A 20,521-nucleotide genomic window follows, 5' to 3' on the forward strand; every position below is an offset into this window, starting at 1 on the left:
CATGACCACCACGGCACTCGCCACCGGAGCCGCCGCCGCGCTCCTCGTCCTCGGCGCCGGCGTCCCCGCGGCCGCGGCCGCCCCGGGCGCCGAGCCCCTGCCGACCGCGCCGACCGCCGAACAGGCCGCCGCCGCGCCGGAGACCCTCGCCACCCTGGGCCGCTTCTTCGCCCGCGACGGGGAGCTCTCCCGGACCGCCGCGGCGCCCCGGATATCCGGCCCGTCGGTCCCGGTGCGGATCCTCTCCGCGGAGTTCGTCGCCGGCACGGCGGGCGCGCCGGTCGCCCGCGAGGAGTTCCGGGCCAGCCTCGCCGTCGCCGCCGACGGACAGAAGGCGTCCCTGTGGACCGTGCGGCGCCCCGGCGGCTGGCAGGTGGTGAACATCGCCACCGGCGACGACGAGATCCGGTACGCGCGCGTGGGGGAGCGGAGACTCCCCGGCGGCCTCGTCTTCCGCGAACCGCAGATCGACGCCTGGTACGTCCAGAAGGGCACGAAGGTGCTGCCGCTGGACGAGGACGCGGTGACCGCCGTCGGCCGGAACGGCACCACCCTCGCCGCCTACCGGGACCGGGTCACGCGCGCGTACGCCGACAAGCTCCCCGGCTCCGCGTACGCCCGCAAGGGCGCGGCGGGCGGCTACGCCCCCGAGGCGGCCGGTTCCGCGCCCGTGGCCGGGGCGCCCGGCGCCGGGACGGCCGTACGGCACGCCTCGGCGGCGGGCGGGCCCCGGCACCAGCCCGCCGCGGCCACCGCCGCCTCCACGATCGCCGCCCTCGGCGCCGTGACGGCCCTCGCCCTGACCGGCGCCGCCGCCCTCCGCCGCCGCACCCGCGCCCGCCGCGCGGAGCCAGCCCTGACCGAACAGCCCTGACCGAACAGTCCTGACCACCCGGCCCGGGACGCCCACGAGGCGCCCCGGGCCGCTGCCCGCCACGGGCCGGGCGGCGCCTCCGGCGACCCCGTGCGCTCGCCCTCGGTGTCGGTCCCCGCCAGTAGGGTGGGAGCCATGGCCGACCCCTCCAGCTACCGCCCCAAGCCGGGTCAGATCCCGGACTCGCCGGGCGTCTACAAGTTCCGGGACGAGCACCGGCGGGTGATCTACGTCGGGAAGGCGAAGTCGCTGAAGCAGCGGCTGGCGAACTACTTCCAGCCGCTCGCGAGCCTGCACCCGCGGACCGCCACCATGGTGACCACGGCCGCCTCCGTGGAGTGGACGGTGGTCTCCACCGAGGTCGAGGCGCTCCAGCTGGAGTACTCCTGGATCAAGGAGTACGACCCCCGGTTCAACGTGAAGTACCGGGACGACAAGAGCTACCCCTACCTCGCGGTCACCCTGAACGAGGAGTTCCCGCGCGTCCAGGTCATGCGCGGCCACAAGAAGAAGGGCGTGCGGTACTTCGGGCCGTACGCGCACGCGTGGGCGATCCGCGAGACCGTCGACCTGATGCTGCGGGTCTTCCCGGTGCGGACCTGCTCGGCCGGCGTGTTCCGGAACGCCGCCTCGGCCGGCCGGCCCTGCCTCCTCGGCTACATCGGCAAGTGCTCGGCGCCCTGCGTCGGCCGGGTCACGCCCGAGGAGCACCGCGAACTGGCCGACGAGTTCTGCGACTTCATGGCCGGCCGCACCGGCACGTACATCCGCCGCCTGGAGAAGCAGATGATGGCGGCGGCCGAGGAGATGGAGTACGAGAAGGCGGGCCGGCTCCGCGACGACATAGGCGCGCTGCGCCGGGCCATGGAGAAGAGCGCCGTCGTCCTCGCCGACGCCACCGACGCCGACCTCATCGCCCTCGCCGAGGACGAGCTGGAGGCCGCCGTCCAGATCTTCCACGTCCGCGGCGGACGCGTCCGCGGCCAGCGCGGCTGGGTCACCGACAAGGTCGAGGCCGTCGACACCGCCGGACTCGTCGAGCACGCCCTCCAGCAGCTCTACGGCGAGGAGAGCGGCGACGCCGTGCCCAAGGAGGTCCTGGTCCCGGCGCTGCCCGAGGACGCCGAGGCCGTCACCCAGTGGCTCTCCGGCCGCCGCGGGTCCCTCGTCTCCCTGCGGATCCCGCAGCGCGGCGACAAGAAGGACCTGATGGCCACCGTCGCCCGCAACGCCCAGCAGGCCCTCGTCCTCCACAAGACCAAGCGGGCCAGCGACCTCACCACCCGCTCCCGGGCCCTGGAGGAGATCGCCGAGGCCCTGGACCTGGAGTCGGCGCCGCTGCGCATCGAGTGCTTCGACATCTCCCACCTCCAGGGCGAGGACGTCGTCGCCTCCATGGTCGTCTTCGAGGACGGGCTGCCCCGCAAGAGCGAGTACCGCCGCTTCCAGATCAAGGGCTTCGAGGGCCAGGACGACGTCCGCTCCATGCACGAGGTGATCGGCCGCCGCTTCCGCCGCTACCTCGCCGAGAAGGAGAAGACGGGGGAGTGGGGCGAGGACGGCGAGGTCGCCGTGGACGAGGCCGGGGACGACGGCCGGCCCAAGCGCTTCGCCTACCCGCCGCAGCTCGTCGTCGTCGACGGCGGACAGCCGCAGGTCGCCGCCGCCCGCCGGGCCCTGGACGAGCTCGGCATCGACGACGTCGCCGTCTGCGGGCTCGCCAAGCGCCTGGAGGAGGTCTGGCTGCCCGGCGAGGACGACCCGGTGGTGCTGCCCCGCTCCAGCGAGGGCCTCTACCTGCTCCAGCGGGTCCGTGACACGGCTCACGATTTCGCCATCCGCTACCAGCGGTCCAAGCGCACCAAACGGCTGCGCAGCAGCCCCCTCGACGCCGTCCCCGGTCTCGGCGACACGCGCAAGCAGGCCCTGATCAAGCATTTCGGCTCGGTGAAGCGGCTGAAGCAGGCGACAATCGAGCAGATCTGTGAGGTCCCCGGCTTCGGCCGGAAGACCGCGGAGGCGGTCGCCGTGGCCCTGGCCCAGGCGGCCCCCGCCGCACCCGCCGTCAACACGGCCACAGGAGAGATCATGGAAGACGACGGGGGCACCCCCGCATGACCGGCCGCCACCCCGGCGACGGGCACCACACGCACGACGGGCACCACCGAGAAGACGGAGCAGGACACGTGAGTACGGGCACGAAGGAGACCGCGGGCGACAACGGCGCCGAGGCGGCCATCCCCGAGCTGGTGATCATCTCCGGCATGTCCGGAGCCGGCCGTTCCACCGCGGCGAAGTGTCTGGAGGACCTGGGCTGGTTCGTCGTCGACAACCTCCCGCCCGCGCTGATCCCCACCATGGTGGAGCTCGGCGCCCGCTCCCAGGGCAACGTCGCCCGCATCGCGGTCGTCGTCGACGTCCGCGGCCGGCAGTTCTTCGACGCCCTGCGCGAGTCCCTCGCCGACCTGGAGTCCAAGCAGGTCACCCGCCGGATCGTCTTCCTGGAGTCCTCCGACGAGGCCCTGGTCCGCCGCTTCGAGTCGGTCCGCCGCCCCCACCCGCTCCAGGGCGACGGCCGCATCGTCGACGGCATCGCCGCCGAGCGCGACCTGCTGCGCGAGCTGCGCGGCGACGCCGACCTGGTGATCGACACCTCCAGCCTCAACGTCCACGAGCTGCGCGCCAAGATGGACGCCCAGTTCGCCGGCGAGGAGGAGCCCGAGCTGCGGGCCACCGTCATGTCCTTCGGCTTCAAGTACGGCCTGCCGGTCGACGCCGACCTCGTCGTGGACATGCGCTTCCTGCCCAACCCGCACTGGGTCCCCGAGCTGCGCCCGTACACCGGCCTCAACGAGGAGGTGGCGAACTACGTCTACAACCAGCCCGGCGCCAAGGAGTTCCTGGACCGCTACACCGAGCTGCTCCAGCTGATCGCCGCCGGCTACCGCCGCGAGGGCAAGCGGTACGTCACCATCGCCGTCGGCTGCACCGGCGGCAAGCACCGCTCCGTCGCCACCGCGGAGAAGCTCGCCGCCCGCATCGCCGCCGAGGGCGTCGAGACGGTGGTCGTCCACCGCGACATGGGGCGCGAGTGAAGCCGTACCGCCGGCGCTCCACCTCCAGCCTCTCGGTGAAGCGGACGCTCCGCAGGCGCGGCGCCCAGCCGAAGGTCGTCGCCCTCGGCGGCGGCATGGGCCTCTCCGCCTCCCTCGCCGCGCTGCGGCGGATCACCGGCGACCTGACGGCCGTCGTCACCGTCGCCGACGACGGGGGCTCCAGCGGCCGGCTCCGCGAGGAGCTGGGCGTGCTGCCCCCCGGCGACCTCCGCAAGGCGCTCGCCGCGCTCTGCGGCGACGACGACTGGGGCCAGACCTGGGCCCGGGTCATCCAGCACCGCTTCCAGTCCAAGGGCGAGATGGGCGGCCACGCCGTCGGCAACCTGCTGATCGTCGCGCTCTGGGAACAGCTCGGCGGCGACCCCGTGCAGGCCCTCGACCTGGTCGGCCGGCTGCTCGGCGCCCAGGGCCGGGTGCTGCCCATGTCCGCCGTGCCGCTGGAGCTCCAGGCCCTGGTCAGGGGCCACGATCCGGCACGCCCGGACGACGTGGACACCGTACGCGGCCAGGCCACCGTGGCGCTCACCCCGGGCGAGGTGCAGTCCGTCCACCTGGTGCCGCACGACCCGCCGGCCGTGCCGGAGGCCGTCGCCGCGGTCCTCGACGCGGACTGGGTCGTCCTCGGCCCGGGCTCCTGGTTCTCCTCGGTGATCCCGCACCTCCTCGTGCCCGAACTGCTCGACGCGCTCGTCGAGACCAAGGCCCGCAAGGTGCTCTCGCTGAACCTCGCGCCCCAGCCCGGAGAAACAGAGGGCTTCTCCCCGCAGCGTCATTTGGAGGTTTTGGGACGACACGCCCCTAAACTCGCCCTGGACGTGGTGCTGGCCGACGAGGCCGCCGTGCCCGACGTGTCAGCCAGGGAACCCCTCGTCGACGCCGCCAAGCGGCTCGGCGCCGCGCTCGAGCTGGCGCCGGTGGCCCGCGCCGACGGCTCTCCGAAGCACGACCCGGAGCAGTTGGCCGCCGCGTACGACCGTATTTTTCGGATGCATGGAAGGATCGGCCCATGGCGATGACGGCAGCGGTGAAGGACGAGATCTCCCGGCTTCCCGTCACCCGGACCTGCTGCAGGAAGTCGGAGGTCTCGTCGATCCTCCGGTTCGCGGGCGGCCTGCACCTGGTCAGCGGCCGGATCGTGATCGAGGCGGAGCTCGACACGGCGATGGCGGCCCGGCGGCTGAAGCGGGACATCCTGGAGATCTTCGGGCACAGCTCGGAACTGATCGTGATGGCCCCCGGCGGGCTGCGGCGCGGCTCCCGCTTCGTGGTGCGCGTGGTGGCCGGCGGCGACCAGCTGGCCCGCCAGACGGGCCTGGTCGACGGCCGCGGCCGGCCCATCCGGGGCCTCCCCCCGCAGGTCGTCTCCGGGGCCACCTGTGACGCCGAGGCGGCCTGGCGCGGCGCCTTCCTCGCCCACGGCTCGCTCACCGAGCCGGGCCGCTCCTCCTCCCTGGAGGTGACCTGCCCCGGTCCGGAGGCCGCGCTCGCCCTGGTCGGCGCCGCCCGCCGGCTCTCCATCGCCGCCAAGGCCCGCGAGGTCCGCGGGGTGGACCGGGTCGTGGTCCGCGACGGCGACGCCATCGGCGCCCTGCTCACCCGGCTCGGCGCGCACGAGTCGGTGCTGGCCTGGGAGGAGCGGCGGATGCGCCGCGAGGTCCGCGCCACCGCCAACCGGCTGGCCAACTTCGACGACGCCAACCTGCGCCGCTCGGCCCGCGCCGCCGTCGCCGCCGGCGCCCGGGTGCAGCGCGCCCTGGAGATCCTGGCGGACGAGGTGCCCGAGCACCTCGCGGCGGCCGGCCGGCTGCGCATGGAGCACAAGCAGGCGTCCCTGGAGGAGCTGGGCGCCCTCGCCGACCCGCCGCTCACCAAGGACGCGGTGGCCGGCCGGATCCGCCGGCTGCTCGCCATGGCCGACAAGCGGGCGCAGGACCTGGGCATCCCCGGCACCGAGTCGAACCTGACGGAGGAGCTGGACGAGAGCCTGGTCGGCTGAGCCCGGCCCCGGGCCCCCACGGCCCCCGCCCCACCCGGGGCGGGGGCCGTTCCCGTACCGGTGGAATCTCGAACTCCGGTGCACCGGAAGGCATCTGAGGCCCCATCAGCATCCGGGTGTCACGGGCCCCTTGCCGCGAGGCGCCCTTGACAGGCCCATGGGCGCCCATGAGCCTGGCTCCGTTCTTCTTCGTGACGGATCACACCAAGGGGGGCTTTTGATGAGACGACGGGCGCGCGCGGTTCTCGCCGCCGCCTCGCTGCTGATCGCCGGACTCGCGGCGGCACCCGCCGCCGGAGCCCGGCCGGCGGACCCGGAGGGCGGCGACGCCCTCTCCGTATGGCGGGCCACGGTCACCAAGGAGCAGGTGCCGCTCCTCCTCGACGCCGGGGCCGACGGACACGAACTGACCGAGCAGGTGCCCGAGCGCGGCACCGCCACCGTCGAGGTCTACCTCACCGAGGCGCAGGCCGGAGCGCTGCGCGACCGGGGCGTCCCGGTCGCCGAGCACGACCCGGGCCCGGCCGCCGCCCGGCGCGCGGCCGCCGCCGGCGACGGCGTCTTCCGCCCGTACGGCGGCCCCGGCGGCCTCAAGGAGGAGCTCCTCGCCACCGCCGCCGCCCACCCCGGCCTCACCAAGGTCGTCTCGATCGGCAAGACCCTCAAGGGCCAGGACATCCTCGCGGTCAAGGTCACCAAGGGCGCCCGGCAGGCGAAGGACGGCAGCAGGCCGGCCACGCTGTACCTCTCCAACCAGCACGCCCGCGAGTGGATCACCCCGGAGATGACGCGGCGGCTGCTCCACCACTACCTCGACAACTACGGCAGCGACGAGCGGATCACCCGGATCGTCGACTCCACCGAGCTCTGGTTCGTGCTCTCCGCCAACCCGGACGGCTACGACTTCACCCACGCCGACCCGGCCAACCGCCAGTGGCGCAAGAACCTCCGCGACAACGACGGGGACGGCGTGATCGCCCCCGGCGACGGCGTCGACCTCAACCGGAACTTCGCCTACAAGTGGGGCTACGACGACGAGGGTTCGTCCCCCGACCCGGCCGACGAGACCTTCCGCGGCAAGGGCCCCATGTCCGAGCCGGAGACCCGGGCCCTGGACGCCTTCCAGAAGCGCGTCGGCTTCTCGTACGGCATCAACTACCACTCCGCCGCCCAGCTGATCCTCTACGGCGTCGGCTGGCAGGTCGCCACCGACACCCCCGACGACACCGCCCTCAAGGCGCTCGCCGGCACCCCGCAGAACTCCGCGGTCCCCGGCTACCGGCCGCAGGTCTCCTCCGAGCTGTACATCACCAACGGCGAGGCCGACGGACACGCCGCCAACGTCAACGGCATGCAGATGTTCACCCCCGAGATGTCCACCTGCGCCACCGCCTCCCGCGTCGACCCGAACGACGCCTGGGAGGCGGCCGACTGCGCCTCCGTCTTCACCTTCCCCGACGACGAGAAGCTGATCCAGGCCGAGTTCGCCAAGAACATCCCCTTCGCGCTCGCCGTCGCCGAGTCCGCCGCCCGCCCCGACGACCCGGTCTCCCCGGTCGGCGCCGAGGCCCCGGCCCTCACCCCCGACACCTTCACCACCTCCTACGCCGCCGCCGGCGAGGAGCAGCCGGTCGCCGTCACCGCCCGCAAGTCGCTGCGCGCCAAGAGCCTCCACTACCGGATCAACGGCGGCCGCACCCACCGCGCCGGCGTCGAGGCGTGGGAGGGCGGCGAGACCTACGGCGGCGACGACAACCTGTACTACGACCAGTACCGCGGCGAGGTGAGGGGCGCCCGGCCCGGCGACTCCGTCGAGGTCTGGTTCACCGCCCGCGACCGCGCCGGGAGGACCACCGCCACCACCCCCTTCACCTACCGGGTCGCCGCACGCGCCCGCGGGGACGTCCTCGTCCTCGCCGAGGAGGGCGGTACGAGCCCCGCCGCGCACGCCGACACCTATGTGCGGGCGCTCGCCGCGACCGGCCGGAAGGCCGCCGTCTGGGACATCGCCGGCCAGGGCGCCCCGCACGCCCTCGGCGTCCTCTCCCACTTCCGCACCGTCGTCTGGTACACCGGCGCCGAGCGTCCCTCCGGGGCCGTCCAGCTCGCCGTCCGCTCCTACCTCAACGAGGGCGGAAAGCTGCTCAACGCGGGTGAGAAGAGCGGCGGGCTCACCCGGATCGGCCGGGCCGAGTCCAACGACTTCGCCCAGTACTGGCTCGGCGCCTACCACCGGGCCGGACTGAACGGCCCGGCCTCCTTCGCCGGCGCCGGCCGCCTCACCGGCGCGGGCACCGGGCTCGGCGCCGCCGCCGGCAACCCGCTCGACAACGCGGGCGCCTACACCGTCACCTCCGACACCCTCGACCCGGAGCGGTTCCCGCAGTTCGCCTCCAGCGCCCCGGCCGGCGACTACCCGGGCCTGCGGACCCCCTTCGAACCGGCCGAGGGCAGCACCTTCGCCGCCGTCCGGCACGCCGACGACACCTGGGCCCGGCTCACCCGGACCGTCGACCTCACCGGCACCACCGCCGCCGCCGGCCCCCGGCTCGACTTCCAGATCAGCTACGACACCGAGCCCGGCTACGACAACCTCGTCGTCGAGGCCCGGACCGTCGGACAGGACGACTGGACCACCCTGCCCGACCGGAACGGCGGCACCTCCACGGAGCCGCCCGCCGACTGCGGCGAGGGCTACTACCTGAAGCTCCACCCCGCCCTCGGCCGCTACCTCACCCTCGGCGCGGACGGCTGCGCGCCCACCGGCACCACCGGCGCCTGGAACGCCTTCACCGGCCCCTCCAACGGCTGGCGGCAGGCGTCCGTCGACCTCTCCGCCTACGCGGGCAAGCAGGTCGAGCTCTCCCTCTCGTACGTCTCCGACCCCGGCACCGGCGAGACCGGCGCCTTCGTCGACGACGTCCGGCTGGTCACCGCGGCCGGCACCGAGCACGAGGGCTTCGAGGGCTCGCTCGGCGCCTGGACCGTCCCCGGCGCCCCGGCCGGCAGCCCCGGCAACACCGCCGACTGGACCCGCTCGCCGGCCCTGTTCCACTCCGTCGCCGCCGTCACCACCCGCGACACCGTCCTCCTCGGCTTCGGCCTGGAGCACGTCGCCACCGCGGCCGAACGGCAGCGGCTCCTCGACCGCGCCCTCACCGCGCTCCGCCGCTGACGGAGAGTAGTGGGGACAAAGGTCCCAAGACGGCCCGTACCCGTTGGTAGGTACGGGCCGTCGGCCGTTTTCCGGTCACTTTCCGGGCTCTAACGGCTGCGGTCGATGTCACCCGGGGGCGCCCGGAGAGGTAGGGTCGGAGGCGGTCGGGGACATCCCAAAAAAATCAAGATCTCGCCGGTGTGACATTTCACCCGGCGTTCCTAACGAGGAGATCGGTTCGTGACGATCCGCGTAGGCATCAACGGCTTTGGCCGTATCGGTCGCAACTACTTCCGCGCGCTCCTTGAGCAGGGTGCCGACATCGAGGTCGTGGCCGTCAACGACCTGGGCGACACCGCGACCACGGCTCACCTGCTGAAGTACGACACCATTCTGGGCCGCCTCAAGGCCGAGGTCTCCCACACCGCCGACACCATCACCGTCGACGGCCACACCATCAAGGTGCTGTCCGAGCGCGACCCCGCCGACATCCCGTGGGGCGAGCTGGGCGTCGACGTCGTCATCGAGTCCACCGGCATCTTCACCAAGCGCGAGGACGCCGCGAAGCACCTCGCCGGCGGCGCCAAGAAGGTCCTCATCTCGGCTCCGGCCAAGGACGAGGACATCACCATCGTGATGGGCGTCAACCAGGACAAGTACGACCCGGCGAACCACCACGTCATCTCGAACGCGTCCTGCACGACCAACTGCGTCGCCCCGATGGCCAAGGTCCTCGACGAGAACTTCGGCATCGTCCGCGGTCTCATGACCACGGTCCACGCGTACACCAACGACCAGCGCATCCTGGACTTCCCGCACAAGGACCTGCGCCGCGCCCGCGCCGCCGCGGAGAACATCATCCCGACCACGACCGGTGCCGCCAAGGCCACCGCCCTGGTCCTCCCGCAGCTCAAGGGCAAGCTGGACGGCATCGCCATGCGCGTCCCGGTCCCCACCGGCTCCGCCACCGACCTGGTCGTCACCCTGGACCGCGAGGTCACCAAGGACGAGGTCAACGCCGCCTTCAAGAAGGCGGCCGAGGACGGCCCGCTCAAGGGCATCCTCTTCTACACCGAGGACCCGATCGTCTCCTCGGACATCGTCAGCGACCCGGCGTCGTGCACCTTCGACTCCTCGCTGACCATGGTCCAGGACGGCAACAGCGTCAAGGTCCTCGGCTGGTACGACAACGAGTGGGGCTACTCCAACCGTCTCGTCGACCTCACCACCTTCGTCGGCGGCCGGCTCTGAGGTACTAGGGTTCGACAGGGCAGGGCTTTCGATGTGAGCAGGGCTCGGGCAGCGCGACGAAGCGCTGCGCGGGCCCTGTCTCGTGTGCTCCACCGCGTACCAAGGAGTCAGTGAACAGATGAAGACGATCGACGAGCTTCTCGGCGAGGGCGTCGAGGGCAAGCGGGTGTTCGTCCGCGCCGATCTCAACGTGCCGCTCGAAGGCACCACCATCACCGACGACGGCCGCATCCGCGCCGTCGTCCCCACGGTCAAGGCGCTCGCCGAGGCCGGCGCCCGGGTCGTGGTCGCCTCCCACCTGGGCCGTCCCAAGGGTGCCCCGGACCCGGCGTTCTCCCTCGCCCCCGCCGCCGCGCGGCTCGGCGAACTGCTCGGCGCCGAGGTGGCCTTCGCCACCGACACCGTCGGCGAGTCCGCCCGCGCGACCGTCGCGGGCCTGGCCGACGGCGGCGTCGCCGTCATCGAGAACCTGCGCTTCAACGCCGGCGAGACCTCGAAGGACGACGCCGAGCGCGACGCCTTCGCCGACCAGCTGGCCGCCCTCGCCGACCTCTACGTCGGCGACGGCTTCGGCGCCGTCCACCGCAAGCACGCTTCGGTCTACGACCTCCCGGGCAAGCTGCCGCACGCCGCCGGCTACCTCATCGCCACCGAGGTCGGCGTCCTCAAGAAGCTGACCGAGGACGTCCGGCGGCCGTACGCGGTCGTCCTCGGCGGCGCCAAGGTCTCCGACAAGCTCGGCGTGATCGACCACCTCCTGGAGAAGGCCGACCGCATCCTCGTCGGCGGCGGCATGGCCTACACCTTCCTCAAGGCCCAGGGCCACGAGGTCGGCATCTCCCTCCTCCAGGAGGACCAGATCCCGGCCGTGCTCGACTACCTCAAGCGGGCCGAGGAGAAGGGCGTGGAGTTCGTCCTCCCCGTCGACGTCCTGGTCTCGCCGTCCTTCCCGGACCTCAAGGCCAAGGCCCCGACGAACCCCACCACGGTCGCCGCGGACGCCATCCCGGCCGACCAGGAGGGCCTGGACATCGGCCCGGAGACCCGCAAGCTGTACGCCTCGAAGCTCGCCGACGCGGCCACCGTCTTCTGGAACGGCCCGATGGGCGTCTTCGAGCACCCCGACTACGCCGAGGGCACCAGGGCCGTCGCCCAGGCGCTCGTCGACTCCCCGGCCTTCACCGTGGTCGGCGGCGGCGACTCCGCCGCCGCGGTCCGCATCCTGGGCTTCGACGAGAACGCTTTCGGCCACATCTCGACCGGTGGCGGCGCCTCCCTCGAATACCTCGAGGGCAAGAAGCTCCCCGGCCTCGTCGCACTGGAGAAGTGATCACCCCATGACCGAGACCACCCGCACCCCGCTGATGGCGGGCAACTGGAAGATGAACCTCAACCACCTGGAGGCCATCGCCCACGTCCAGAAGCTCGCCTTCTCGCTCACCGACAAGGACTACGCCGGCTGTGAGGTCGCCGTCCTCGTCCCCTTCACCGACCTGCGCTCCGTGCAGACCCTGATCGAGGGCGACAAGCTCAAGATCAAGTACGGCGCCCAGGACCTGTCGGCCCACGAGTCCGGCGCGTACACCGGCGAGATCTCCGGCGCCATGCTCGCCAAGCTGAACACCGGCTTCGTCGCCGTCGGCCACTCCGAGCGCCGCCAGTACCACGGCGAGTCCGACGAGCTGTGCAACGCCAAGGTGAAGGCCGCCTTCGCCCACGGCATCACCCCGATCCTCTGCGTCGGCGAGGAGCTGGAGGTGCGCGAGGCGGGCGACGCCGTCACGCACACCCTCGCCCAGGTCGAGGGCGGCCTGAAGGGCGTCCCGGCCGAGCAGGCCGAGACGATCGTCATCGCCTACGAGCCGGTCTGGGCCATCGGCACCGGCAAGGTCTGCGGCGCCGCCGACGCCCAGGAGGTCTGCGGGGCCATCCGCGGCAAGCTCGCCGAGCTCTACACGCAGGACGTCGCCGACAAGATCCGCATCCAGTACGGCGGCTCCGTCAAGGGCGGCAACGTCGCCGAGATCATGGCGCAGCCCGACATCGACGGCGCCCTGGTCGGCGGTGCCTCGCTGGACGCGGACGAGTTCGTCAAGATCGTCCGCTTCCGCGACCAGTGACGATGTAGAGCGGCGGAGGTGATCCGTCGTACCCTTGCGGGGGTCGGGCAGGTGCCCGGCCCCCGTCCCTTTTCAAGCTCCGAGGAAGTTGGTCCAGCCGTGGTTATGGGGTTCTCGATCGCCCTGATCGTCTTCAGCGGCCTGCTGATGCTGCTGGTGCTGATGCACAAGGGGAAGGGCGGCGGCCTCTCCGACATGTTCGGTGGCGGCATGCAGTCCTCCGTCGGCGGCTCCTCGGTCGCCGAGCGCAACCTCGACCGGATCACGGTCGTGGTCGGGGTGCTGTGGTTCGCGTGCATTGTGGTACTTGGTCTGCTCATGAAGCTGGACGGGTAACTCCGCACACTGGACGCGCGTTGGGCCTTCCGTAGACTGGGGCATCTTCGAGCACCATCACGCAGGGAGTTACGACCGTGGCAAGTGGCAACGCGATCCGGGGAAGCCGGGTCGGAGCGGGGCCGATGGGGGAGGCCGAGCGGGGCGAGTCGGCGCCGCGCCTCCGCATCTCCTTCTGGTGCTCGAACGGGCACGAGACCCAGCCGAGTTTCGCGAGCGACGCGCAGGTCCCGGACACCTGGGACTGCCCCCGCTGCGGGTTCCCGGCCGGCCAGGACCGGGACAACCCGCCGGACCCCCCGCGCACCGAGCCGTACAAGACCCACCTCGCCTATGTCCGTGAGCGGCGCAGCGACGCCGACGGCGAGGCGATCCTCGCCGAGGCGCTCGCCAAGCTCCGGGGCGAGATCTGAACGACGGCTGAACAGCAGGCCAAGGGCCCTGCCCGCGAACCCGGTTCGCGGGCCGGGCCCTTCGTCGTGTCCGGGACCGGTGGCACGGAATGCCCCGGCCGATCAACTAGGTTGGAGGAGCAGCGGGGCAGACACGTACGAGAAGAAGTGGGCGATGTCCGAAATGACCACTGAAGGACGCATCAGGCTCAACCGGCTGCCCGAGTGGGCGGCCCTCGGCAAGCACCGGGAGCAGCTGGGCGCCACCCACCTGCGCGAGCTGTTCGCGGCCGACCCGGAGCGCGGCACCGGCTACACCCTGCGGGTCGGTGACCTCCACCTGGACTACTCCAAGCAGCTCGTCACCGACGAGACGCTGGAGCTGCTGCGCGAGCTGGCCGCCGCCACCGGCGTGGCGGAGCTGCGCGACGCCATGTTCCGCGGCGAGAAGATCAACACCACCGAGGACCGGGCCGTCCTCCACACCGCGCTGCGCGCCCCCCGCGAGGCGGTGATCGAGGTGGACGGAGAGAACGTGGTCCCCAAGGTCCACGCCGTCCTCGACAAGATGGCCGGCTTCGCCGACCAGGTCCGCTCCGGCGCCTGGACCGGCCACACCGGCAAGCGCGTCAGGAACATCGTCAACATCGGCATCGGCGGCTCCGACCTCGGCCCCGCCATGGCCTACGAGGTCCTGCGCGCCTACACGCAGCGCGACCTGACGTTCCGTTTCGTCTCCAACGTCGACGGCGCCGACCTCCACGAGGCCGTCCGCGACCTCGACCCGGCCGAGACGCTCTTCATCGTCGCCTCGAAGACCTTCACCACCATCGAGACCGTCACCAACGCGACCTCCGCCCGCGACTGGCTCCTCACCGGTCTCGGAGCCGGCCAGGAGGCCGTCGCCCGGCACTTCGTGGCGCTCTCCACCAACGCCGAGAAGGTCCAGGACTTCGGCATCGACACGGCCAACATGTTCGAGTTCTGGGACTGGGTCGGCGGCCGCTACTCGTACGACTCCGCCATCGGCCTCTCCCTGATGATCGCCATCGGGCCGGACCACTTCCGCGAGATGCTCGACGGCTTCCACCTCGTCGACGAGCACTTCCGCACCGCCCCCGCGGAGGAGAACGCGCCGCTGCTCCTCGGCCTCCTCGGCGTCTGGTACGGCGGCTTCTTCGACGCCCAGTCGCACGCCGTCCTGCCGTACTCGCACTACCTGTCCAAGTTCACCGCCTACCTCCAGCAGCTCGACATGGAGTCCAACGGCAAGTCCGTGGACCGCCAGGGCGAGCCCGTCGACTGGCAGACCGGCCCGGTCGTCTGGGGCACCCCCGGCACCAACGGGCAGCACGCCTACTACCAGTTGATCCACCAGGGCACCAAGGTCATCCCCGCCGACTTCATCGGCTTCGCGCGGCCCGTCGCCGACCTGCTGCCCGGGCTCGTCGCCCAGCACGACCTGCTGATGGCGAACTTCTTCGCCCAGACCCAGGCCCTCGCCTTCGGCAAGACGCCCGAGGAGGTGCGCGCCGAGGGCGTGCCCGAGGAGCTCGTCCCGCACAAGACCTTCCAGGGCAACCACCCCACCACCACCATCCTCGCCGACGCCCTCACGCCCTCGGTCCTCGGCCAGCTGGTGGCGCTCTACGAGCACAAGGTCTTCGTCCAGGGCGCGATCTGGAACATCGACTCCTTCGACCAGTGGGGCGTCGAGCTCGGCAAGGTCCTCGCCAAGAAGATCGAGCCCGTCCTCACCGGCGACGCGAGCGCCGAGGGCCTCGACAGCTCCACCGCGGCCCTCGTCTCCGCCTACCGTGCGCTGCGCGGCCGGAGCTGAGTGATGGCGGGGGAGGGCGCGGTACGGCTCCGGCCGCCCAGGAACGCCGTGGACCGCAGGGCCGTCGGCTGGTGGCGCACCCGGTGCCTCCTCGGCGCCGCCGTCCCGGTCGCCGTCCTGGCCGTGCTCGGTCTGCTGATCGACCCGGCCAGGAGCTGGCTGCTCACCGCGGCCGGCGTCCTCGGGGCGGCCGGACTGGCCGGCACCGCGTCCCTCCCCGCCTGGTGGTACCGGGTGCACCGCTGGGAGGTCACCGACGAGGCCGTGTACGTGCGCACGGGCGCCCTGTGGCAGGAGTGGCGGATCGCCCCCATGTCACGGATCCAGACCGTGGACACCGTACGCGGCCCGCTGGAGCAGCTCTTCGGGCTCGCCACCGTCACCGTGACCACCGCCTCCTCCAAGGGCGCCCTCCGCGCCGAGGGGCTCGACCACGAGCTCGCCGCGGAGCTCGCCGAACGGCTCACCGCGCTCACCCGGGCCACCCCCGGGGACGCCACGTGAGCCCCGCCGGCGAGGGGGAGTGGCAGGGCCTCGACCGGCGCACCCTCCTCGTCACCGCCGCCGTCCTCTGCGGGGTCGCGGCCGGCGCGGGCGTCCCGGTCACCGCCGGGCTCGCCGGCGCCCGGCCGCTCGGGCAGGCCCTCGGCTGGGTCCTGGCCGGCGCCGCCCTGCTGGTCGGCGGCGGCACCGCCGCCGACTACGTGCGCTGGCGCCGCACCCGGTACCGGATCGGCCCCGACCGGGTCGACCTGCACACCGGGCTGCTCCTGCTCAAGCGCCGCTCGCTGGCCCGCGACCGGATCCGCAGCGTCGACCTCACCGCCAACCCGCTCCAGCGCGTCCTCGGCCTCGTCAAGGTCCGCATCGGCACCGGCGAGTCCACCGGCGGCGGCGAGTCCACCCTCGAACTCGAACTCGTCACCCGCGCCGAGGGCGAACGGCTCCGCCGCGCCCTCCTCGCCCGCACGGCCGCCCCCGGGGCCGACCCGGCCCACGACGGCACGCTCGCCGTCCTCGACCCCCGCTGGATCCGCTACGCCCCGGTCTCCTTCGTCGCCCCGGCGCTCGGCGGCGCCGCCGCCGGAGCGGTCATGCAGGTCAGCGAGTGGTTCGGCGCCCAGGCCGAGGTGATCGACTGGATAGGGGACCGCTTCGCCTCGGTCTCGCTGCCCTGGATGATCGTCGACCTGATCGTCCTCGCCACCCTCGCCGGCGCCGTCGGCGCCCTCGGCCTCTGGGTCGAGATGTGGTGGAACCACCGGCTGGAGCGCGAACCGGGCGGCACCCTCCGGGTCCGGCGCGGCCTGTTCACCGCCCGCTCGGTCTCCCTGGAGGAGCGCCGGCTGCGCGGTGTGGAACTCGTCGAACCCCTGGGCGTCCGGCTCCTCGGAGCCGCCCGGATCGACGCCGTCGCCACCGGCCTCACCGAGGACGACGACGAGAAGCACACCGACCTCAAGGCCCTGCTGCCCGCCGTGCCCCGGGCCGTCGCCGACCGGGTCGCCGCCGAGGTGCTGCGCGCGCCCGCGCCGCCCACCTCCGCCCCGCTCACCGCCCACCCGCGCGCCGCCCGCGCCCGGCGGCTGCGGTGGGCCCTGCTCGCCGTCCTGCTCCCGGCCGCCGTCCTCGCCGTCCTCGGGGCCCTCCTCACCCCGGTGCTGCTGTACGTGGCGGCGGGCTGGACCGTGGTGCTCGCGCCGCTCGCCGTGCTGCTCGCGCTGGACGCGTACCGCTCGCTCGGGCACGCCCTGGGCGGCGCCTATCTGGTGACCCGGTCCGGCGCGGTCCGGCGGAGCACGGTCGCCCTGCAGCGCTCCGGGATCATCGGCTGGACGGTCAAGCAGTCGTACTTCCAGCGGCGCGCCGGGATCCTCACCCTCACCGCCACCACGGCCGCCGGGGAGGGCGCCTACGACGTCCTGGACGCCGGCGAGTCCGAGGGCCTGGCCTTCGCCGCCGAGGCCGTACCGGGGCTGCTCACGCCCTTCCTGGAGACGCCGGAGGCCCGGTCCACCGAGGGGTGAACCGGGCCTCCGGGGGCCGTGAGCGAGGCTCCGTCAGGCGGAGACCGGCGGGTGCAGGCCGGCCGGCAGCTTCGAGGCCGCCGCCGTGTCCATCAGCCACAGCGTGTGCTCGCGGCCGCGGGCGCCGGCCGCCGGGGCCTCCGCCGGCTCCGCGCCGGACAGCGCGAAGGCCGCGGCCTCCGCCTTGTCCTCGCCGGCGGCGAGCAGCCAGACCTCCCGCGCCGCCCGGATCGCCGGGAGGGTCAGGGAGATCCGGGTCGGCGGCGGCTTGGGCGCGGCGTGCACCCCGACGACCGTCCGTCCGGTCTCCCGGACCGCCGGCAGGCCGGGGAAGAGCGAGGCCACGTGGGTGTCCGGGCCGACGCCCAGCATCAGCACGTCGAAGGAGGGCACGCCCCCCTCGTCGCCGGGGCCGGCCGCGGCGGCCAGCTCGGCCGCGTAGGCCGCGGCGGCGGCGTCGGCGTCGTCCCCGTGCGGGCCGTCCGAGGCCGGCATGGCGTGCACCCGGGCCGGGTCCAGCGGGACCCGGTCGAGCAGGGCGTCGCGGGCCTGGGTGACGTTCCGCTCGGGGTCGCCCTCGGGCAGGAACCGCTCGTCGCCCCACCACAGGTCGAGCCGCGACCAGTCGATCGCGTCCCGGGCCGGCGCGGTGCCGAGCGCGGCGAGCAGCCCGTTGCCGTTGCGGCCGCCGGTCAGCACGACCGAGGCCGTGCCGCGGGCGGACTGGGCGTCCACGATCCGGGTGATCAGCCGGGCCGCCGCGGCCTCGGCCATCAGCTCCTTGTCCCGGTGGACCACGAGACGGGGGGCGCTCACTTGGCCGCCGCCTTCTTCGCCGGGGCCTTCTTGGCGGGAGCCTTCTTCACGGGCCCCTGATCGGGCTCCTGGACGGGCTCCTCGGCGACGGCCGCCGTGACGTCGACGGGCCGCTCGGGCGCGGGGGCGGTGACGGCCGCCTCCTCGTCGAGCCGCTCCAGGCCGTACTTCAGCGACGCCGCGTAGGTGTCGTCCGGGTCGAGCCGGCGCAGCTCCTCCGCGATCAGCTCGGACGTCTCGCGCCGCTTGAGCGCCACCGCGCGGTCCGGCTGTCCTTCTATGGAGAGGGTCGCGAGCGAACCGTCGGGCCGGTCGAGGACGATCGGCCCCGCGTCGGTCTCCAGGCGGACGGAGGTGAGGCCGGGCCCGGCGGAGCTGGAGCGCCGCACCGGCACCTTCAGCCGCTCGGCCAGCCACATCGCGAGCAGTTCGACGCTCGGGTTGAACTCCTCGCCCTCCACGTCGGCCGAGGTCACCTTGCAGTGGACCTGGTCGAGCGCGGCGGCCAGCATCGAGCGCCACGGGGTGATCCGGGTCCACGACAGGTCCGTGTCGCCGGGGGTGTAGGTGTCCGCGCGCGCGGTCAGCTCCTGGATGGGCTGCTCGGCGGCGTACGTGTCGGTCACCCGGCGCTGGGCGAGGGCGCCCAGCGGGTCGTTCGCCGGGTCGGTCGGCGCGTTCACCGGCCACCAGACGACGACGGGGGCGTCCGGGAGGAGCAGCGGCAGCACCACCGACTGGGCGTGGTCGACGACCTCGCCGTACAGCCGGAGGATCACCGTCTCCCCGGAGCCGGCGTCGGCGCCGAGGCGGACCTCGGCGTCGAGCCGGGTGTTGGCGCGGTCCCGCGGCGAGCGCGAGACCCGCTTGATCACCACGAGGGTCCGCGAGGGGTGCTCGCGGGACGCCTCGTTGGCCGCCTTCAGCGCGTCGTAGGCGTTCTCCTCGTCGGTGACGATGACGAGGGTGAGCACCATGCCGACGGCCGGGGTGCCGATCGCCCGCCGCCCGAGCACCAGCGCCTTGTTGATCTTGGAGGACGTGGTGTCCGTCAGGTCGGTCTTCATGGCCGGCGCCAGCTCCTGCCGTCTCGTGCGAGCATCTCGTCCGCCTCGACCGGTCCCCAGGTGCCGGACTCGTACTGGGCGGGCTTGCCGTGCGTGTCCCAGAACTGCTCGATCGGGTCGAGGATCTTCCAGGACAGCTCGACCTCCTCCACGCGCGGGAAGAGGTTGGAGTCGCCGAGCAGGACGTCCAGGATGAGCCGCTCGTACGCCTCGGGGCTCGACTCGGTGAAGGACTCGCCGTAGGCGAAGTCCATCGACACGTCCCGGATCTCCATCTGGGTGCCGGGCACCTTGGAGCCGAAGCGGACGGTGACGCCCTCGTCCGGCTGGACCCGGATGACGATGGCGTTGCGGCCCAGCTCCTCCGTCGACGTGTGGTCGAAGGGGGAGTGCGGGGCGCGCTGGAAGACCACCGCGATCTCGGTGACCCGGCGGCCGAGCCGCTTGCCGGTCCGCAGGTAGAAGGGGACGCCCGCCCAGCGGCGGTTGTCGATCTCCAGCTTGATCGCCGCGTAGGTGTCGGTCGTCGACTGGGGGTCGATGCCCTCTTCCTGGAGGTAGCCGACGGCCTTCGCGCCGCCCTGCCAGCCGGCCGCGTACTGCCCGCGGACGGTGGACTTCGCCAGGTCCTTGGGGAGCCGGACGGCGCCCAGGACCTTGGTCTTCTCCGCGGCGAGCGCGTCGGCGTCGAAGGAGGCGGGCTCCTCCATCGCGGTCAGCGCGAGCAGCTGGAGCAGGTGGTTCTGGATGACGTCACGGGCGGCGCCGATGCCGTCGTAGTAGCCCGCGCGGCCGCCGATGCCGATGTCCTCGGCCATGGTGATCTGCACGTGGTCGACGTACGACCGGTTCCAGGTCGGCTCGAAGAGCGTGTTGGCGAAGCGGAGCGCCAGGATGTTCTGGACGGTCTCCTTGCCGAGGTAGTGGTCGATGCGGAAGACCGCCTCGGGCGGGAAGACCTCGTGGACGACCTCGTTGAGCTCCTTGGCGGAGGCGAGGTCGTGGCCGAAGGGCTTCTCGATGACGGCGCGGCGCCAGGAGCCGTTCTTCTGGTCGGCCAGGCCGTGCTTCTTCAGCTGCCGGACGACGAGCGGGAAGAACTTCGGCGGCACGGACAGGTAGAAGGCGAAGTTGCCCCCGGTGCCCTGCGCCTTGTCCAGCTCCTCGATGGTGTCCTTGAGCTGCTCGAACGCCTCGTCGCTGTCGAAGTCGCCCTGGACGAACCGCATGCCCTGGATGAGCTGCTGCCAGACCTCCTCGCGGAAGGGGGTGCGGGCGTGCTGCTTGACCGCGTCGTGGACCTCCTGGGCGAAGTCCTCGTCCTGCCACTCCCGGCGGGCGAAGCCGATGAGCGAGAAGCCCGGCGGCAGCAGGCCGCGGTTGGCCAGGTCGTAGACGGCGGGCATCAGCTTCTTACGGGACAAATCGCCCGTGACGCCGAAGATGACCAGGCCCGACGGCCCCGCGATGCGCGGGAGCCGTCGGTCTGCGGCGTCACGGAGCGGGTTGGCTCCGTCGACGGTGCTCAC

At 72.8% G+C, this 20,521-nt stretch carries 17 protein-coding genes; 14 read left to right on the plus strand and 3 right to left on the minus strand.

Features of this window, described 5'->3' with window-relative positions; all coding sequences use genetic code 11:
• Window position 1: 1 nt before the first annotated feature.
• From IF73_RS0102030 to IF73_RS0102095, 14 genes are all read left to right on the plus strand, one after another.
• Window positions 2–874, plus strand: a complete 873-nt coding sequence (locus tag IF73_RS0102030; protein ID WP_037878107.1) for a hypothetical protein — start codon at window positions 2–4, stop codon at window positions 872–874.
• 135 nt (window positions 875–1,009) lie between these two features.
• Window positions 1,010–2,992 carry an excinuclease ABC subunit UvrC gene (uvrC, locus tag IF73_RS0102035; RefSeq protein ID WP_031002752.1) on the plus strand — a complete coding sequence of 661 codons (1,983 nt, stop codon included), beginning with the start codon at window positions 1,010–1,012 and terminating at the stop codon, window positions 2,990–2,992.
• Window positions 2,989–3,969: an RNase adapter RapZ gene (gene rapZ / locus IF73_RS0102040; RefSeq protein ID WP_078867906.1), complete on the plus strand. Its 981-nt coding sequence runs from the start codon at window positions 2,989–2,991 to the stop codon at window positions 3,967–3,969. The genes uvrC and rapZ overlap by 4 nt, the downstream gene beginning before the upstream one ends.
• Complete coding sequence (locus IF73_RS0102045; RefSeq protein WP_031002757.1) at window positions 3,966–5,006, plus strand: gluconeogenesis factor YvcK family protein; 1,041 nt, start codon at window positions 3,966–3,968, stop codon at window positions 5,004–5,006. Before rapZ ends, IF73_RS0102045 begins: the two co-directional genes overlap by 4 nt.
• Entirely contained in the window at window positions 4,997–5,986 is a 990-nt protein-coding gene (whiA, locus tag IF73_RS0102050) for a DNA-binding protein WhiA (protein ID WP_031002759.1), read from the plus strand. Before IF73_RS0102045 ends, whiA begins: the two co-directional genes overlap by 10 nt.
• 220 nt (window positions 5,987–6,206) lie before the next feature.
• Window positions 6,207–9,161: a M14 family metallopeptidase gene (locus tag IF73_RS0102055; protein ID WP_031002761.1), complete on the plus strand. Its 2,955-nt coding sequence runs from the start codon at window positions 6,207–6,209 to the stop codon at window positions 9,159–9,161.
• Window positions 9,162–9,383: 222 nt separating this feature from the next.
• Window positions 9,384–10,394, plus strand: coding sequence for a type I glyceraldehyde-3-phosphate dehydrogenase (gap, locus tag IF73_RS0102060; RefSeq protein WP_031002762.1), 1,011 nt, complete (start codon window positions 9,384–9,386; stop codon window positions 10,392–10,394).
• Window positions 10,395–10,512: 118 nt separating this feature from the next.
• Window positions 10,513–11,724 (plus strand): phosphoglycerate kinase, encoded by a 1,212-nt coding sequence (locus IF73_RS0102065; protein WP_031002764.1) that lies wholly within the window; start codon window positions 10,513–10,515, stop codon window positions 11,722–11,724.
• A 34-nt stretch (window positions 11,725–11,758) separates the two neighbouring features.
• The gene (tpiA, locus tag IF73_RS0102070) at window positions 11,759–12,514 is read left to right on the plus strand and encodes a triose-phosphate isomerase (RefSeq protein ID WP_031002766.1); all 756 of its coding nucleotides are present in this window, start codon (window positions 11,759–11,761) and stop codon (window positions 12,512–12,514) included.
• Window positions 12,515–12,619: 105 nt separating this feature from the next.
• Window positions 12,620–12,850 carry a preprotein translocase subunit SecG gene (gene secG, locus IF73_RS0102075; RefSeq protein ID WP_031002768.1) on the plus strand — a complete coding sequence of 77 codons (231 nt, stop codon included), beginning with the start codon at window positions 12,620–12,622 and terminating at the stop codon, window positions 12,848–12,850.
• 77 nt (window positions 12,851–12,927) lie between these two features.
• Window positions 12,928–13,263, plus strand: a complete 336-nt coding sequence (locus tag IF73_RS0102080; RefSeq protein WP_003957010.1) for an RNA polymerase-binding protein RbpA — start codon at window positions 12,928–12,930, stop codon at window positions 13,261–13,263.
• Window positions 13,264–13,426: 163 nt separating this feature from the next.
• The gene (pgi, locus tag IF73_RS0102085) at window positions 13,427–15,082 is read left to right on the plus strand and encodes a glucose-6-phosphate isomerase (RefSeq protein WP_031002772.1); all 1,656 of its coding nucleotides are present in this window, start codon (window positions 13,427–13,429) and stop codon (window positions 15,080–15,082) included.
• 3 nt (window positions 15,083–15,085) lie between these two features.
• A complete protein-coding gene (locus IF73_RS0102090; protein WP_031002774.1) occupies window positions 15,086–15,586 on the plus strand; it encodes a PH domain-containing protein in 501 nt (166 codons plus the stop codon).
• On the plus strand, window positions 15,583–17,109 hold the full coding sequence (locus tag IF73_RS0102095; protein WP_031002776.1) for a PH domain-containing protein: 1,527 nt from the start codon (window positions 15,583–15,585) through the stop codon (window positions 17,107–17,109). The genes IF73_RS0102090 and IF73_RS0102095 overlap by 4 nt, the downstream gene beginning before the upstream one ends.
• A 33-nt stretch (window positions 17,110–17,142) precedes the next feature.
• On the opposite strand, the gene pgl is transcribed toward IF73_RS0102095, so the two are convergent.
• From pgl to zwf, 3 genes are read right to left on the minus strand one after another with little or no spacing between them, the layout of a single operon-like run.
• Window positions 17,143–17,925, minus strand: coding sequence for a 6-phosphogluconolactonase (gene pgl / locus IF73_RS0102100; protein WP_031002779.1), 783 nt, complete (start codon window positions 17,923–17,925; stop codon window positions 17,143–17,145).
• Entirely contained in the window at window positions 17,922–18,992 is a 1,071-nt protein-coding gene (opcA, locus tag IF73_RS0102105; RefSeq protein WP_031002781.1) for a glucose-6-phosphate dehydrogenase assembly protein OpcA, read from the minus strand. The genes pgl and opcA overlap by 4 nt, the downstream gene beginning before the upstream one ends.
• Window positions 18,989–20,521: a glucose-6-phosphate dehydrogenase gene (zwf, locus tag IF73_RS0102110; protein ID WP_031002783.1), complete on the minus strand. Its 1,533-nt coding sequence runs from the start codon at window positions 20,519–20,521 to the stop codon at window positions 18,989–18,991. The genes opcA and zwf overlap by 4 nt, the downstream gene beginning before the upstream one ends.

This window comes from Streptomyces sp. NRRL F-5727 (assembly GCF_000719555.1).
Taxonomy (GTDB): Bacteria; Actinomycetota; Actinomycetes; order Streptomycetales; family Streptomycetaceae; genus Streptomyces.